Source organism: Pseudomonas sp. NPDC078416, from assembly GCF_050268485.1.
In the GTDB taxonomy this organism is placed as follows: domain Bacteria; phylum Pseudomonadota; class Gammaproteobacteria; order Pseudomonadales; family Pseudomonadaceae; genus Aquipseudomonas.
On record NZ_JBNNGV010000012.1, the window covers coordinates 90,183 to 105,290 of the forward strand.

At 60.2% G+C, this 15,108-nt stretch carries 12 protein-coding genes; 2 read left to right on the top strand and 10 right to left on the bottom strand.

All coding sequences use genetic code 11. The features are described from left to right. Window positions 1-264: 264 nt before the first annotated feature. The 7 genes from ACQKEN_RS13465 to ACQKEN_RS13495 form a co-directional block, all read right to left on the bottom strand. Window positions 265-456, bottom strand: coding sequence for a hypothetical protein (locus ACQKEN_RS13465; protein ID WP_074886829.1), 192 nt, complete (start codon window positions 454-456; stop codon window positions 265-267). Beyond that, window positions 453-1,592: a PepSY-associated TM helix domain-containing protein gene (locus ACQKEN_RS13470; protein WP_427686103.1), complete on the bottom strand. Its 1,140-nt coding sequence runs from the start codon at window positions 1,590-1,592 to the stop codon at window positions 453-455. Before ACQKEN_RS13470 ends, ACQKEN_RS13465 begins: the two co-directional genes overlap by 4 nt. Window positions 1,593-1,673: 81 nt before the next feature. Continuing rightward, window positions 1,674-4,109, bottom strand: a complete 2,436-nt coding sequence (locus ACQKEN_RS13475; RefSeq protein ID WP_427686105.1) for a TonB-dependent siderophore receptor — start codon at window positions 4,107-4,109, stop codon at window positions 1,674-1,676. A 371-nt stretch (window positions 4,110-4,480) separates the two neighbouring features. After that, the gene (locus ACQKEN_RS13480) at window positions 4,481-5,473 is read right to left on the bottom strand and encodes a FecR domain-containing protein (RefSeq protein ID WP_427686107.1); all 993 of its coding nucleotides are present in this window, start codon (window positions 5,471-5,473) and stop codon (window positions 4,481-4,483) included. After that, entirely contained in the window at window positions 5,470-5,988 is a 519-nt protein-coding gene (locus ACQKEN_RS13485) for an RNA polymerase sigma factor (protein ID WP_427686109.1), read from the bottom strand. Before ACQKEN_RS13485 ends, ACQKEN_RS13480 begins: the two co-directional genes overlap by 4 nt. 167 nt (window positions 5,989-6,155) lie before the next feature. After that, window positions 6,156-6,875 (bottom strand): 3'-5' exonuclease, encoded by a 720-nt coding sequence (locus ACQKEN_RS13490; RefSeq protein WP_427686111.1) that lies wholly within the window; start codon window positions 6,873-6,875, stop codon window positions 6,156-6,158. A 10-nt stretch (window positions 6,876-6,885) separates the two neighbouring features. Further along, window positions 6,886-8,820, bottom strand: coding sequence for a putative nucleotidyltransferase substrate binding domain-containing protein (locus ACQKEN_RS13495; RefSeq protein WP_427686113.1), 1,935 nt, complete (start codon window positions 8,818-8,820; stop codon window positions 6,886-6,888). A 233-nt stretch (window positions 8,821-9,053) separates the two neighbouring features. Here ACQKEN_RS13495 and ACQKEN_RS13500 point away from each other — a divergent pair, with 233 nt between their 5' ends. Next, complete coding sequence (locus tag ACQKEN_RS13500; protein WP_163022123.1) at window positions 9,054-9,500, top strand: response regulator; 447 nt, start codon at window positions 9,054-9,056, stop codon at window positions 9,498-9,500. A gap of 226 nt (window positions 9,501-9,726) precedes the next feature. On the opposite strand, the gene ACQKEN_RS13505 is transcribed toward ACQKEN_RS13500, so the two are convergent. Continuing rightward, on the bottom strand, window positions 9,727-11,904 hold the full coding sequence (locus ACQKEN_RS13505; RefSeq protein WP_427686115.1) for a malate synthase G: 2,178 nt from the start codon (window positions 11,902-11,904) through the stop codon (window positions 9,727-9,729). 481 nt (window positions 11,905-12,385) lie between these two features. Between ACQKEN_RS13505 and ACQKEN_RS13510 the strand changes: the two genes are divergently transcribed. After that, the gene (locus tag ACQKEN_RS13510) at window positions 12,386-12,904 is read left to right on the top strand and encodes a glycine cleavage system protein R (RefSeq protein WP_427686117.1); all 519 of its coding nucleotides are present in this window, start codon (window positions 12,386-12,388) and stop codon (window positions 12,902-12,904) included. A gap of 60 nt (window positions 12,905-12,964) precedes the next feature. Here the strand turns inward: ACQKEN_RS13510 and rarD are convergent, their stop codons facing one another. Together rarD and ACQKEN_RS13520 are read right to left on the bottom strand one after the other, a co-directional pair. After that, window positions 12,965-13,858, bottom strand: coding sequence for an EamA family transporter RarD (rarD, locus tag ACQKEN_RS13515; protein WP_427686119.1), 894 nt, complete (start codon window positions 13,856-13,858; stop codon window positions 12,965-12,967). 240 nt (window positions 13,859-14,098) lie between these two features. Further along, window positions 14,099-15,073 carry a serine/threonine protein kinase gene (locus ACQKEN_RS13520; RefSeq protein WP_074886856.1) on the bottom strand — a complete coding sequence of 325 codons (975 nt, stop codon included), beginning with the start codon at window positions 15,071-15,073 and terminating at the stop codon, window positions 14,099-14,101. Window positions 15,074-15,108: the final 35 nt, after the last annotated feature.

Consider the following 15,108-nt stretch of genomic DNA (forward strand, 5'->3'; position numbering starts at 1 on the left):
GATATTGTGGATGCCCTGCCAGGGCGGAATATCGATTATCGGGAGGGTGACTCGCAGGGGAGGCCAGCCTAGGTGTCGGAGCGTGCAGGATGCTTACTGTTGTTTTGAGGGAAGCTTCTTACAGACTTGTTCGGCTTATAACTAAGGGATGCCAGGCAGGAAGCGATGCTTTACTGCGGATGCGCGCGCGCCTGCCATCGTCAAGGCAAACCGGTTCAGTGGGTACGATTCGATGTCAATCATGTAGAAGCGGGGTTCGGTGAATCAAACCCGCTTGCGTGCCATCAATCCTTTGCAGCTGTACCAGGTCGGAATGGCCATGCCCACCCAGGCGAGTACATCCCACGCGCCATCGCCCAGCAGTGCCGCGAACAGGCCGACTGCGGTCAGCAGGGCGATCCAGCCGGGCGTGCCGAAGGTCTTCCAGAACGCCGAATGCTTTTTGTGTCGGGTCATGCGACTTCCGCCTCTACGGCGACCGCTTTCGCAACGGTGACGGCAGCGCGACGACGGACCCACCACAGGTACAAGCCACTGCCGAGGACGATGATGGTCAAGACGTCCAGCGCGGCCCAGAGGATTTTCATCGGCATGCCGCCGTAGTCGCCGAAGTGCAGCGGTTGCGACAGCAGCAGGGCGTCCATGTACCACGGGCGTCCCAGTGTTGCGGTGACGTGCAGGTCCTGGGCGTCGATCAGGACAGGGGTCAGCAGATGGGACGTCAGATGCGTGTCGCCTTTCATGAACACGGCGTAGTGATGCTCGCTGGAAAAACGCGAGCCGGGAAATGCAATGAAGCTAGGCTCGGCGCCGGGGACAGTGGCTTTGGAAATGTCGATCAGCCGGGTCGCAGGTGCTCGTTCGGTCAGGGGCGGGGCGTCCTTGTACGGCGCGATCATGGTCATCAACGCGTCGGTGCGCCACTGGGCGATTACCAGATCGGCGCAGGCGTTGAGCACGCCGGTCAGGCCCACGACCATGGCCCAGGTCAGCGTGACGACGCCGATCAGGTTGTGCAGATCCAGCCAACGCACCCGCTTGGATTTATTCGGCCGCACCGTGGCGAAATCCAGTCGGCGCATGAAGGGCGCGTACAACACGACGCCGGACACGATCGCCATGACAAACAGCAGTCCCATGAATGCCAGCAACAGCTTGCCCGGCAGCCCCGCGTACATGTCCACGTGCAGGCGCAGCATGATCATCATGAAACCGCCGTTGGCGCTCGGCGTTTCCATCGCCTCGCCGGTGCGCGCGTCGAGCATGAAGCTGTGGGATTCGTTAGGGTCGCCCCCGGCGGTCTTGCCCATGATGGCGTAGACGCCGTTCGGGTCATCGTCGTCCCAGCCGAAATACTGCATCACGTCGCCGGGGCGGTGGGCCTCGGCTGAGCGGACCAGTTGTTCGAGGTCAAGATGCGGGGTGCCGGCGGGCATTTCCTTGAATTCCGGCGCATCGCCCGTCAGGTGAGCAATCTCGTGACTGAAGATCAGCGGCAAGCCAGTGATCGCCAGCATCAGCAGAAATGCCGTGCAGATCAGGCTGGTCCATGTGTGGATGAAAGACCAGCGGCGGATGGTTTGGCTTTTCATGTGGAAATCCGGAGTCAGCGAAAGCGACAAAGGCCGCTGTGCGGGAGCGGCCCTTGTTTCAGGTAATGAGAGTTTAAACCATTACCATTTGTAGTTCACGCTGGCAACCACGCTTCGTTGGTCTCCGTAGTAGCAATAAAAACTGTCGCAAGTGGAAATGTAGTCCTTGTCGAAAAGGTTGGTGGCTTTGACAGCAACGGTCGTGCCCTTGAGCGTGTTGGCCAGTCGTCCAAGGTCGTAATGTACAGCGGCGTCAAAAACCGTATAGGCGTCGGCCTTGCCAAGCCATGTATTGCCCTGATCACCATAGGTGTTACCGGTGTAGCGCACTCCGCCGCCAATACCGAAACCGTCGAGCACGCCGTCATGCCAGGTGTAATCCGTCCACAGCGAGGCCTGTTGGTTAGGCATCAATTGAAGGCGATTTCCCTTGAAGTCACCTTTTTGGACGTCGGATTTGGCAAGGGTGTAAGCGGCAACCAACTTCAAATTGTCGGTAAGGTCGGATACTGCCTCCAGCTCCAAGCCTCTCACCTTTACCTCGCCTGTCTGACTGGTGATCGAGACCCCACTACTGTTGGTAGTTGTGACTGCGACGTTCTTCTGTGTCAGATCGTAGATCGCAGCACTAAGTAGCGTGTTGCTGCCTGGAGGTTGGTATTTGATACCCAGCTCCCATTGCTTTCCTTCCGTAGGTTTGAACGAGTCAGTCGGCGAAGCGGTGGCGTTGCTGGTGGGTTGAAAGGACTCGGCATAGGACAGGTAAGGCACAAAACCGGAATCGAATACATAACTAATTGCCGCGTTCCCGCTAAACGCCTTGTCACGTTCGGTGTTGGTTGCATCGCCTTTATTGAAAAACTTAGTGCCCGTGTGGACCCAGTCTTCACGTCCACCGAGCGTGAGCCTCCATTGGTCGAGAGCCATCTGGTCTTGAACATAGATGCCCGTCTGAACGGTTTTCTGGTCATAGTCGTAGAACGCAGAGGAACGAGGCGGGCGAGTGATCGGTAATCCATACACAGGGTTATTTACATTGATGCCCGGTGCACTTCCAAAGATTGAGGTGTAGTTGGTATTGCTACGCTGCTGATCCAGGCCAATCAGCAAGGTGTGAGCGACGTCTCCGGTGGTGAAATCACCTTGCAAGTTGTTGTCCACGGCGAACTGGGAGATGTCCTCATCCGTACTGGTGGTAGTACGTGATCCCAGATTGCCTTGGTCATCAACTTGGGTAAATGGATAGGAGCCCGGGGTGATGGACTGGAACGACAGATCTGATTTTGTGTAGCGCAGATTTTGGCGAAACTGCCATGTGTCATTGAAGCGATGCTCGAATGCATAACCTAGCGCGTAAAACGTTCGGTCGTAGTACTCCCAGTCAGGATCTCCCAAGTTCTTATGATGGGAAATATCGCCGAACGGCATGCTGATCTTCGTACCCTGAATCGGACGGAACTGGCTGGTGATGCCCGTATCGTCACGCGTGAACTGGCTGAGGAATGTAAGCTTGGTGTCCGGGTCGATGTTCCATGTAAGGCTGGGAGCGATGTTATAGCGCTTGTTGTCGATGTGATCGATCTGGGTTCCGCTGTCTCGTACTACACCGCTTAGGCTGTAGAGGAACTGACCATCATCGTCAATTTTGCCCGTGGTAGCGAAGTCGATCTGGCGATGGTTATCACTGCCATACTGAACCTCTACCTCATGGCTGGCTTCGGCTTGGGGACGGCGGCTAACCATATCCAGCAGGCCGCCCGGTGGGGTTTGACCGTATACCGACGACGCCGGGCCCCTTAACAGAGCAACGCGATCCAGATTCCAGGTATCGAGTTTCGGGTTGGCGTACACACCTTTTGCTATGGGCAGACCGTCGAGGAATTGAGTCGGCTCGAAACCGCGCACGCGTAGCCAGTCGGCGCGAGTGTCACTGCCGAAACTGCTGGAAACGATCCCTGGCATGTACTTCACAGCATCATCAAGATTTTGCACGCCGCGATCCTGCATCTGCTGCCGGGTCGCGACCGAGATCGAGCGCGGTGCTTCAACCAGCGCGGTATCGGTTTTGGTGCCCGCTGCGGTGCGACTGGCGGCGTATCCCTGGGCCGGGCCCCACGCGCTTTCGAAGCTTTCCTGACTGCCTTGAATGCTGGTGGCCGGCAATGCCATCGCACCTTCAGGCGCAGCCATCAGCGTGTAGGTCCCCGCCGTGGTCAGGTTCAACTGCAAGCCGGTGCCGCGCAGCGCTTGTCCCAAGGCGCCAGGAGCGTCGAACTGTCCCTGAACCGGCGCCGACGTGCGACCCGCTGCCAGTGCCGGATCCAGCGACAACGCCAGGCCCGACTGACTGGCAATCTGCGTCAGCGTCGTGGACAACGGCGCGGCCGGCAGATCGTAGGCGCGGACACTGGAAGCCTGGGAAGCAGCCATCAGCGGCGCACTGAGCATCGGTGCGGCAATGGCGACGGCGATAGCCAGCAGGCTCGGTCGCAGAAGGGTGTGAAGCGTGCGGGACATGAACGGCACCTCGATGGAAATGGTTCTCAATGCCTATGTGCCGAACGAGATCTGAAAAGTGATAGGGCCTGGCGAAAATAATTTTGATTGGCGAGCGCAAGGATCTTCTTGGCTGATCACAGACCAGAAATATCTACGCAGAGCGAACCGACGCATTCGCCAGCAAACCGGCTACAGCTTGAGATCTCCGGCGCCAGGCGCAAAACACTGTAGGAGCGCGCTTGCCCGCGATTGCGGTGGGCCAGCCAACTTATCCAGTGGCTGATAATCCCCGTTCGCGGGCAAGCGCGCTCCTACAAGTGAGATGCGTTGAATCCGCAGGCTACGGCAGTCCATTACCTGTAGGAGCCGGCTTGCTGGCGAACCTTTATTTACAGCGCAGTCGCCGGCTTCTTCTCGCTGCCAACTACCGTCACCCACCACTGCGTACGCGCCTCGATCTGCACCGGCAGGGTGGGCGTCAGTGCCTTGAGCGCCAGATCGGTGTTGGTCAGCGGAAAGCTGCCGGTGATGCGAAGGTCCGCAATGTCTTTCGCGACGCCGAGATGGCCCTGACGATAACGGGCAAGCTCCGCGACCACGTCTGCCAGACGGGCGTTATCGACGACCAGCATGCCGCGCATCCAGGCGCCGGTGCCGGGCGCGAGGGCGAGCATGGGGCCGAGGGTGTTGCGATGAATCAACATCTGCTGCCCTTCGTTCAGCACCTTTTCATGATTCGACGCTTGCGGGTGCACGGCGACGGCTGATTGCAGCACGCTCAGCAGCGTGCCGTCGGCCTGCCGCTTGACCAGAAACTGCGTGCCCAGGGCGCGCATTTGCCCTTCGGGGGTTTCGACGATGAACGGACGCGCGTCGTTGTGGCTCCCGGTTTCCACGAAGATCTCGCCTTCCTGCAGCACGATCCGTCGCTGTGTGGCGTCGAATCGCACGTCCAGCGCGCTGTGGGTGTTGAGCCGGATCAGGGTGTTATCCGACAGACGAATGATGCGTTGCTCCCCGGTGGCGGTGCGCAGATCTGCGAGCCAGTAATCCACTGGCAGCAGGCGATCCCCCAGAAAAACCGTCAATCCCAATGCCAGTGCAATACCTGCAACCCCGCGGCCCAGCTTGCGCAGACGCAAGCCGATGCCATCACGGGAACGCAAAAGCGCCGAACGGGCCGGGCCGGTGGTGCCGGCGAAACGCTGATCGACCATGCCGAGCTGCATCCAGGCCCGGGCATGTTCGTCGCTGGCGGCGTACCACTTGGCAAACTCTTCACGCTCGGCTTCGCTGCCCCGGCCGCAATCCAGGCACAGCTGCCAGGCGATGGCGGCGTCCAGCACATAGGATGAAACAGGTCGGGTGGAAATACGGCTCATGTTGGCTCGCCATAGAGTGCGATGTAGCACTGGCGCACACCCTGCGCCAGGTACTGACGCACGCGGGGCACCGAGACGCCGAGCTTTGTGGCGATCTCTCCGTGGGGCATGCCGTCCAGGCGGTTGTACAAAAAGGCGGCGCGCGCCCTGCTGGACAGCTTGCCCAGCAGACGGTCGATGGCTTTGAGGTCTTCGAGAATCAGTTGCTGCTCTTCCAGCGAAGGTTGTTCGCCCTCGGGGATCAGCATCAGCTCGTCCAGATACGCCTGTTCCAGCGCGGCCCGACGAAAGTGGTCGAACAACAAGCCCTTGGCGATGGAAACCAGAAAAGCCCGCGGTTCGCGGGGTTCAAGAAATTGATCGCGGCCCAGCAGACGAATGAACGTGTCCTGGCTCAGGTCTTCGGCGCGGTGGGGGCAAGCGACGTTGCGTCTGAGCCAGCCCAGCAGCCAGCCGCGATGGTCGCGATAGAGCGTTCCGACGAGCTGCTGCTGGGGACTTTGAAGTGACGACACAAACGCACCGAGGAGAACAAAGGGGCTAACGAGAATTGTTCGCGATTGTGTCAGAGCCACTTAATGCTGGCAATTGGTCCTTGTAGGAACAAGCCGAACGGTTGATGTACGAATCGACCATTCGGTTTGTAAGGTGGGACGGAATCCATAGGCTCAGAGGACGAACGCTAGAACGAATGTGATTGCTGCTGCCGTCGCCATTTCGCCACGCCTTGCTCAAGCTGTGCGGGGGTTTCGATCCCCTGTCGCCTGGCGTGGCTGAACAGGATCATCGCAAGTTCGGCGGTCACCAGCGCGTCGGCGCTGGCGTGATGACGCTCTTCGGCGTGAAGCCCGAAGAATCGCGTCCAGTCGTCCAGGCCTGCTTGACGCAAATTCGCGTTCGGGCAAATGAAGGGCGCGATGTGAGCCACGTCGATGAAAGGGTGCAGTAGGCGAAACCCCAGGCTTTCCTTTAATGCACGCCCCAGCATGTGCTCGTCGAACGCCGCGTGGAATGCCAGCAGCGGGCTGTCACCCACGAACGCCATGAAATCCAGCAGCGCTTCCACTGGCTCGCTGCCTGCCGCAATCGCGGTGGGCCCCAGCCCGTGAATCAATACGCTCGGGCTGAGTTTGTGATCGGTGCGCATCAGCGTGCGCTCGAACTGCTGACCCAGATCGATCGCGCCATCTTCGATGACCACTGCGCCGATCGACAGCACGTCGTCCCGCTGCAGATTCAGCCCACTGGTTTCAAGATCGACAACGACCCACCGTTGCTGGCGCAACTTCTTCTGATCCAGCGCACAGGGGGCGGGCAGGGCGCGCAGACGCTGTTGCTGTTCAGGCGTGAGCTCAGGAGCGGCGGCGCGTTTGGGTGGCTTGAGCCAACGGAACAAATTCATGAGCAGTCGCTTACAGTTGGTAGCGCACGGTGAGGCTGGTCTGCAGCCGCTGCGCCTGACGGAACGACTCACGCAGAATGCGCCGGTCCAGATGATTGAGCACATCCGGGTCGATGCGGTTGGAGTACGGCAGGTTTTGCCGGTTCTGCTGCTGATGTTGCTGCATCCGGGTTTGCTGGATGAAGTGATAAGCCTCTTCATACGCCGCACCGTCCAGCGGGTCGATAACCTCTTTGGCCACCAGCTGACGCAGCCTGTCCAGCGTGTTGCTCGCCTCGACGCCGTTGGCCAGCGCCAGTAACCGCGCCCCGTCGACAAATGGCGTCAAGCCTTGGGTCTTCAGATCCAGCGTGTCTTTTTCACTGCCTTTGCGTGCGACCACGAAATCCTTGAAGCGGCCCACCGGTGGGCGCTGACGCAGGGCGTTGTCGGCCATCATGCGCTGGAACAAGGCGTTGTCTGCGACCTGCGCAAGAATGCTCTGACGCAACTGATCGCCGCCGCTTTCTTCGCCCCACACCACACGCAAATCGAAATAGATGGAAGACGACAGCAGGTTCTCCGGCGTGGCTTCGCGAATGAACGAGCCGAATCGCCGCGCCCACTCGATGCGCGACAGGCACAGCTGCGGATTGCTCGCCATGATCCCGCCCTTGCACAGCGCGAATCCGCACACCGACAGGCTTTGATTGATCCGCTCGGCGATCGGCAACAACCGGCCTCGTATTGCGGCGGCCTCGGCGGCGTCCCCAGCCTCGAACAGAATGCCGTTGTCCTGATCGGTGTACAGCGTCTGCTCGCGGCGACCCTCGCTGCCGAAACACAGCCAGCTGAAAGCGATGCCGGGATCGCCTTTCTCTTCCAGCGTGAGTTCGATGACGCGGCAGACCATGTGGTCGTTGAGCAGCGTGATGATCTGGGTGATCTGGGTGGACGAGGCGCCGTGGGCGAGCATTCGGTCCACTAGCTGGACGATGTCGCCGCGCAGGTTGGCCAGCGAGTCGATGCGCGGCGCGCTGCGGATGGTGCGCGCCAGATGTACCAGATCAACGCGCTGGAGCGAGAACAGGTCGCGCTCGGAGACCACGCCACACAGACGCTGATCCTTGACCAGGCAGACGTGGGCGATATGGCGCTGGGTCATGGCAATGGCGGCATCGAAGGCGCTGGCGTCCGGGCTCAGGTAGAACGGCGCTTGAATCATGCTGCGTTCGATGGGCTCGCCGAAGTCGGCATCGATGTTGGCGACGACCTGACGCAGATCGCGCAGCGTGAAAATACCCAGAGGCGCTTTGGCCTCGTCCACGATCACGATACTGCCGACTTGCTGCTCGTCCATCTGGCGCACGGCCTCACGCAGCGGCGTGTCGGGGGAGCACGTCACCGGATGACGCATCGCCAGTTCACCCAGTCGCGTGTTCAGCGAATATTGCGTGCCGAGTGTTTCCACCGCCTTCTGCTTTACTTGCTGATTCACCTGATCAAGCAGGCTGCTGACGCCGCGCAGGGCGAAGTCGCGGAACTCATTGGAAAGTGCGAACAACTTGATGAAGGCTTGCTTGTTCAACTGCAGGCAGAAGGTGTCTTCGGCCGCCAGATGCTCGGTTCGCGTGGCGCGTTCGCCGAGCAGCGCGGCGAGGGGAAAGCACTCGCCCGTGGTGATTTCGAACGTGGTCTCTGTGCCGCCTTTTGCCGAGTGAGGACGCTCACCCACCACGCGGCCTTGTTTGACGATGTAAAAATGTTCTACTGGCCCATCGCTAGGCTTGATGATGCTCTCGTCTGTAGCGTAGAAACGCAGGTGACACTGTTCGACAAGGTAGGCCAGATGGGCATTTTCCATCTGGTTGAACGGCGGGAATTTTTGCAGGAACTGCATCGTGCCGTGGATGTTCTGCAGAACGGCTGTTTTGCCTGCCTGGGTAAAAGCGTCCGCTTTGCTCATGACCGTTACCGCTTGTTTTTATTGACCCCATGGTCGACCGCTTATCGGGCAGTGCCCATTGGACGTAAGTCTTAGGTGACTGCGAAGGCGTTGAATCGCATCGAACCAAGGTGTAATACCGCAGCGATGCAGTTAGCGCGAGGCCTCAGGGCCCGGCATGAAGCCGACAGGATGTGCAGCGTATCTATCGCTTGCGCTGTCAGAATTGGAGTCGACAGGAAGATGAGACGGGTATGTTCGATCACAGTATTTTGAGTGATGAAGAGCGCGAAGCCCTCAATGAGGTGATGCTCGCGCCTGCGTCCCAATCGCCACAACGGGTATTGATCGTCGATGACGACAAGGATGCTCGGGAAGTTCTGGCCGAAATTCTCAGTCTCAATGACATCAGTTGCATCACCGCCGCCGGCGGCACCAGCGCCATGCATTTGCTGCAGACCCGACCGTCCATTGCGTTGCTGATCACCGATCTGCGCATGGCACCGTGCGACGGGCTGGATCTGATCCGTCGGGTCCGCGAATCGGACCGTGCGGAGTTGCCGATCATTATCGTGTCCGGCGACGCCAACGTCCGCGACGCCATCGATGCAATGCATTTGAGCGTGGTGGATTTTCTGCTCAAGCCGATCAACACCAAGCAGCTGTTGCGGCTGGTGAAACGGGAACTGGAAATGGCGTAAGTACGCCGCCCGTTTGATAGGGGCGCCGACGGGTTGAGTACGATCTGCCTGTATGACCGTATCCACTGTAGGAGCGCGCTTGCCCGCGAATGCAATCTGGCAGGCGATGTCTCCATCACAGTCATACCGCAATCGCGGGCAAGCGCGCTCCTACAATGGACCCAGTGGTGAAACAGAAAAGGCGGTGTCCATTTACGTGGACACCGCCTTTTTGTTTGGGCGCTGATTACGCCCCGTGTTTCGCCTTGAACTCCCGACGGCGGCGATGCAGCACCGGCTCTGTGTAACCATTCGGCTGCCGTGTGCCTTCGATCACCAGTTCAACTGCTGCCTGAAACGCGATGTTGCTGTCGAAGTCCGGCGCAAGCGGCCGATACAGCGCATCACCTGCGTTCTGACGGTCCACCACCGGCGCCATGCGCTTAAGACTGTCCATCACCTGCTGCTCGCTGACCACACCGTGGCGCAGCCAGTTGGCGATGTGCTGGCTGGAAATGCGCAGCGTGGCGCGGTCCTCCATCAGGCCGATGTCGTTGATGTCCGGCACCTTCGAGCAGCCAACGCCCTGGTCGATCCAGCGCACCACATAACCGAGAATGCCCTGTGAGTTGTTGTCCAGCTCGTTCTGAATCTCTTCCGCCGTCCAGTCGGTGTTCGGCGCCAGCGGGATGGTCAGAATGTCGTCGACCGAGGCCGGCGCGCGCTGGGCGAGTTCAGCCTGGCGGGCGAACACATCGACCTTGTGGTAGTGCAACGCGTGCAGCGCAGCGGCAGTGGGCGACGGCACCCATGCGGTGTTGGCGCCGGCCAGCGGATGGGCGATTTTCTGTTCGAGCATCGCGGCCATCAGATCAGGCATCGCCCACATGCCTTTGCCGATCTGCGCGCGCCCTTGCAGGCCGCATTTCAAACCGATATCGACGTTGGAATTTTCATACGCGCCGATCCACTTTTCCGCCTTCATCTGCGCCTTGCGTACGACAGGCCCCGCTTCCATTGACGTGTGGATCTCGTCGCCGGTGCGGTCCAGGAAGCCCGTGTTGATGAACACCACACGCTCGCTCGCGGCCTGAATGCAGGCCTTGAGGTTGATCGTGGTGCGGCGCTCTTCGTCCATGATCCCGACTTTGAGCGTGTTGCGCGGCAGGTTCAGCACCGCTTCGATACGCCCGAACAATTCGTTGGTGAACGCCACTTCCTCAGGGCCGTGCATCTTCGGTTTGACGATGTACATCGAGCCCGTGCGGCTGTTGGCGCGAGAGGTATTGCCCTTGAGATTGTGGATGGCCGCGAGGCTGGTCAGCAGACCGTCGAGAATGCCTTCCGGCACTTCGTTGCCCTGATTGTCGAGGATCGCATCGATGGTCATCAGGTGACCGACGTTGCGCACGAACAACAGCGAGCGGCCATGCAGCGTGACGGGTTCGCCGGTGGGCGAGGTGTAGACGCGGTCGGCGTTCATCGTGCGCGTGAACGTGATGCCGGCCTTGGCGACGTCTTCGGACAGATCGCCCTTCATCAGCCCCAGCCAGTTGCGGTACACGACCACCTTGTCGTCGGCGTCGACAGCAGCGATGGAGTCTTCGCAATCCATGATGGTGGTCAGCGCCGCTTCCATCAGCACGTCTTTGACCCCGGCCGGGTCGGTCTGGCCGACCGGGCTCGTGGCGTCGATCTGGAGTTCGAAGTGCAGACCGTTGTGTTTGAACAGCAGCGCGGTCGGCGCCGACGCATCGCCCTGGAAGCCGATCAGTTGGGCATCATCGCGCAGGCCGGTGTTGCTGCCACCCTTGAGGCCGACGATCAACATGCCGTCGACCAGCTTGTAGCCGGTGGAGTCGACGTGGGAGCCCGCCGCCAGAGGGGCAGCTTCGTCGAGAAATGCACGGGCGAAGGCGATGACTTTGTCGCCGCGGACCCGGTTGTAGCCTTTGCCCTTTTCCGCGCCGCCGGCTTCGCTGATGGCGTCGGTACCGTACAGCGCGTCATACAGCGAGCCCCAGCGGGCATTCGATGCATTGAGCGCGAAACGCGCGTTCATCACCGGCACCACCAATTGCGGACCGGCCATGCGCGCGATTTCTTCATCGACGTTTTGTGTGGTGATCTGGAAGTCTGCCGCTTCCGGCAGCAGATAGCCGATTTCCAGCAGGAACGCTTTGTAGGCGGCCGCGTCGTGGGCGTTGCCGGCATGGGACTGATGCCAGGCGTCGATACGCGCCTGGAATTCGTCGCGTTTGGCGAGCAGGGCTTTGTTCTTCGGTGCGAGCTCGTGGATGAGCGCATCGGCACCGGCCCAGAATGCAGCGGCGTCGAGGCCGGTTCCGGGAATGGCTTCGTTGTTCACAAAATCCAGCAGGACGTTGGCGACCCGCAGGCCACCGACTTGAACGTGTTCAGTCATTGCTTGCCTCACTCTGCTCAGCTATCTGCGCTTCAATCACGAGCGCTTTCTTGTTAAAGCCATCGACGTCGCTGCGTGCCCTTCCAGAACATGCCGTTGCGGGCGGCTGGGCGGGGCGGCGGGCACCTGAGGTAAAGCGCTTGAAACAGGTTTTGGCCTTGCAGGAACATCGGATCTGGCCTGGATTCGACATCTATGTAGTGAACGCGAAGCGATACTACATGATGAGTTGCGGCATGAAAATCAGACTGAATGTGCACTGAGCGACCGGATTTGGGTGTTTGGTCACACGGCGGCATCAGATGTTCTCAAAGAATATGCAGATTGTTCCAGATAATTATTGGGATCGTACACAAAAATACTGATGTGCTGACGTCGCTGCGACCGGGGCTGACGTGCCTATACTCCCCACAACCACCCCGCGACCCATCAGGCGTGGTATTAAACAGGCCTCAGTCGCTGCACATAAAAGGAGTCGTTTGTGGATCATCTTATCGTCACGGTGTCTGCGCTGGACAAGCCCGGCGTGGTCGAGCAGCTCGCGGCATGCATTGCCGATCACGGTGGCAATTGGCTGGAAAGCCGTATGTCGCATATGGCGGGGCAGTTCGCCGGGATCCTGCGGGTCAGCGCGCCGGTCGACGCCCATCAGTCCCTGCGCAGCGCGCTGGAAGGGCTATCGGCAAAAGGTATCCGCGTCCTGTTCGCCGACGCTCTTCCGGAAGCCTTGCCTGAGTGGAGGCCCATCACCATGGATCTGGTGGGCAATGATCGATCCGGGATCGTGCGCGACGTGACTCGCGTGCTGGCCGAGCAAGGCGTCAACCTGGAGCATCTGGTGACCAGCGTCGAGCCCGCCCCCATGAGCAGCGAAACGTTGTTTCGCGCCCATGCCGAGTTGGGATTGCCCATGGACCTTTCGCTGGATGTGCTGCAGCAGCGGCTGGAAACCCTGGCGGATGACCTGATGGTGGAGTTGCATCTGCCGACGGACGAGTAATCGATGTAACCGCTGCAGGCCTGGTTGTTCAAAAGGCCTGCAGCGACTTGCCCGATTCGGTCAGGCCTGGGCGCGTTTGCGCAACGAGCGCCACGCGTCGAAGCTGTAGATGATCAACCCGGACCAGATGAAGGCAAAGGTCACCAAGGTGGCCGAGGGCATGTGTTCGTCGTACAGCACAACCGCCAGGGCCAGCACGAGCGTCGGCGCGATGTACTGCAAAAAGCCCAATGTCGCGTAGGGCAAATGCCTCGCTGCGGCGTTGAAACACACCAGCGGCACGAGGGTCACCGGACCGGCCGCGGCCAGCCAGAGCGCCTCGGATGTTGTCCAGAACTCCGGCTGCGCGCTGTGGGCAAGCGGGTTGAACATCAGCCAGCCCACGGCCAGCGGCACCAGAATCCAGGTTTCCACCACCAGCCCGGGCAGGGCGGCCACCGGTGCTTTTTTTCGAATCAGGCCGTAGAAGCCAAAGGTGAACGCCAGCGCGAGCGACACCCACGGCAGGCTGCCCACTTGCCAGACCTGCTGAAGCACTCCGATCAACGCCAGCATCACCGCCACCCATTGCAACGGCCGCAGTCTTTCGCGCAGCAGCACCATGCCGAGCATCACGTTGATCAGCGGGTTGATGAAGTAACCCAGGCTGGCTTCGACCATGTGGTTGTTGTTCACGGCCCAAACGTAGATCAGCCAGTTGGCGGCGATCAGCGTGCCGCTGCCGGCGAGAATGGCAAGGCGTTTGGGGTTATCCCGAAGCTCTTGCCACCAGCCGGGATGCTTCCAGACCAGCAGCAGAAGCGAGCCGAAGATGGCCGACCAGATCGCGCGATTGACGATGATCTCCAGCGAAGGGACGCTGGCCAGCACCTTGAAGTAAATCGGAAACAGTCCCCAGATGATGTAGGCGCTCAGGCCCAGAATGTACCCGCGTCGCGGGTTGGCAGCTTGCATGGGTGGTCCTTCGGCAAGTTTTTTGTTGTGGTGATGGTTCTATCTGTTTCGGTAACCGAACGTCGCGCAGGCGTGGGACGTGTGGCTGACGTGTAGGAGCGTGGCTTGTCCCGCGATCGGCTGCGCAGCAGTAGTAGACCGAAGGGTTTAGCCACGTCTGCTACATCGAGTGTCCGGATTGCTGCCGCTTTGCGCGAGTTCGCGGGACAAGCCACGCTCCTACAGAGTTTTCTCGCGTTTTCAGAACAGCTTCAGCGGTTCCTCGTTCAGCGCGGACAGCTGCTCACGCAGCGCCAGCACCTGGTCACCCCAATAGCGTTCGGTGCCGAACCAGGAAAAGCTGTGGTGGAACGCCGGATCGTCCCAGCGACGCGCCAGCCATGCGCTGTAGTGCAACAGGCGCAGTGCGCGCAACGGTTCGATGAGCGCCAGCTCACGGGGGTCGAAGTCGTGAAACTCGTTGTAGCCGTCCATCAATTCCGACAACTGACTCAGACAGTCCTGACGATCACCCGCGAGCATCATCCAGACGTCCTGCACCGCAGGGCCCATACGGCAGTCATCGAGATCGACGATGTGGAAGATGTCGTCGCGGGTCATCATGTTGCCGGGGTGGCAGTCGCCGTGCATGCGGATGTTCTGATGCGGCGTAGCAGCGTAGACGTCTTCCACGCGCTTGAGCAGGTCTTTGGCAACGGACTCATAGGCCGGCAGCAGGCTGCGGGGAATCACGTTGTTGTCCAGCAGGTAGTTCAGCGAGTTGTGGCCGAAGTTCTGCACGCCGAGGGCTTCGCGGTGCTGGAACGGGCGCGTGGCGCCAACGGCATGGATGCGCCCCAGCAACTGTCCGAGACGGTAGAGCTGTTCGAGATTGCCAGGCTCTGGCGCGCGGCCGCCACGACGGGGGAAGAGGGTAAAGCGAAAGCCGGCGTGCTCGAACAGGGTCTGGCCGTTGTGCACAAGGGGCGCGACGACCGGGATTTCGACGTCGGCCAGTTCTGCCGTAAAACTGTGTTCTTCGAGAATGGCTTCGTTGGTCCAGCGACCGGGCCGGTAGAACTTGGCAATCAGCGGCTGCTGTTCATCGATGCCGACCTGATAGACACGGTTCTCATAGCTGTTGAGCGCGAGAATACGGGCGTCGGTGACAAAGCCGATGCTCTCGACGGCGTCCAGCACCAGGTCAGGTGTAAGTGTTTCGAACGGGTGGGCCATGCTAACTCCTGCGCGCAGCAGGCTGCCGCGTCGGG

Bases quoted from the DNA above. Each gene is read 5' to 3' on its own strand.
- ACQKEN_RS13465 (WP_074886829.1), bottom strand. From the start codon at position 456: ATGACCCGACACAAAAAGCATTCGGCGTTCTGGAAGACCTTCGGCACG.
- ACQKEN_RS13470 (WP_427686103.1), bottom strand. From the start codon at position 1,592: ATGAAAAGCCAAACCATCCGCCGCTGGTCTTTCATCCACACATGGACC.
- ACQKEN_RS13475 (WP_427686105.1), bottom strand. From the start codon at position 4,109: ATGTCCCGCACGCTTCACACCCTTCTGCGACCGAGCCTGCTGGCTATC.
- ACQKEN_RS13480 (WP_427686107.1), bottom strand. From the start codon at position 5,473: ATGAGCCGTATTTCCACCCGACCTGTTTCATCCTATGTGCTGGACGCC.
- ACQKEN_RS13490 (WP_427686111.1), bottom strand. From the start codon at position 6,875: ATGAATTTGTTCCGTTGGCTCAAGCCACCCAAACGCGCCGCCGCTCCT.
- ACQKEN_RS13495 (WP_427686113.1), bottom strand. From the start codon at position 8,820: ATGAGCAAAGCGGACGCTTTTACCCAGGCAGGCAAAACAGCCGTTCTG.
- ACQKEN_RS13500 (WP_163022123.1), top strand. From the start codon at position 9,054: ATGTTCGATCACAGTATTTTGAGTGATGAAGAGCGCGAAGCCCTCAAT.
- ACQKEN_RS13505 (WP_427686115.1), bottom strand. From the start codon at position 11,904: ATGACTGAACACGTTCAAGTCGGTGGCCTGCGGGTCGCCAACGTCCTG.
- rarD (WP_427686119.1), bottom strand. From the start codon at position 13,858: ATGCAAGCTGCCAACCCGCGACGCGGGTACATTCTGGGCCTGAGCGCC.
- ACQKEN_RS13520 (WP_074886856.1), bottom strand. From the start codon at position 15,073: ATGGCCCACCCGTTCGAAACACTTACACCTGACCTGGTGCTGGACGCC.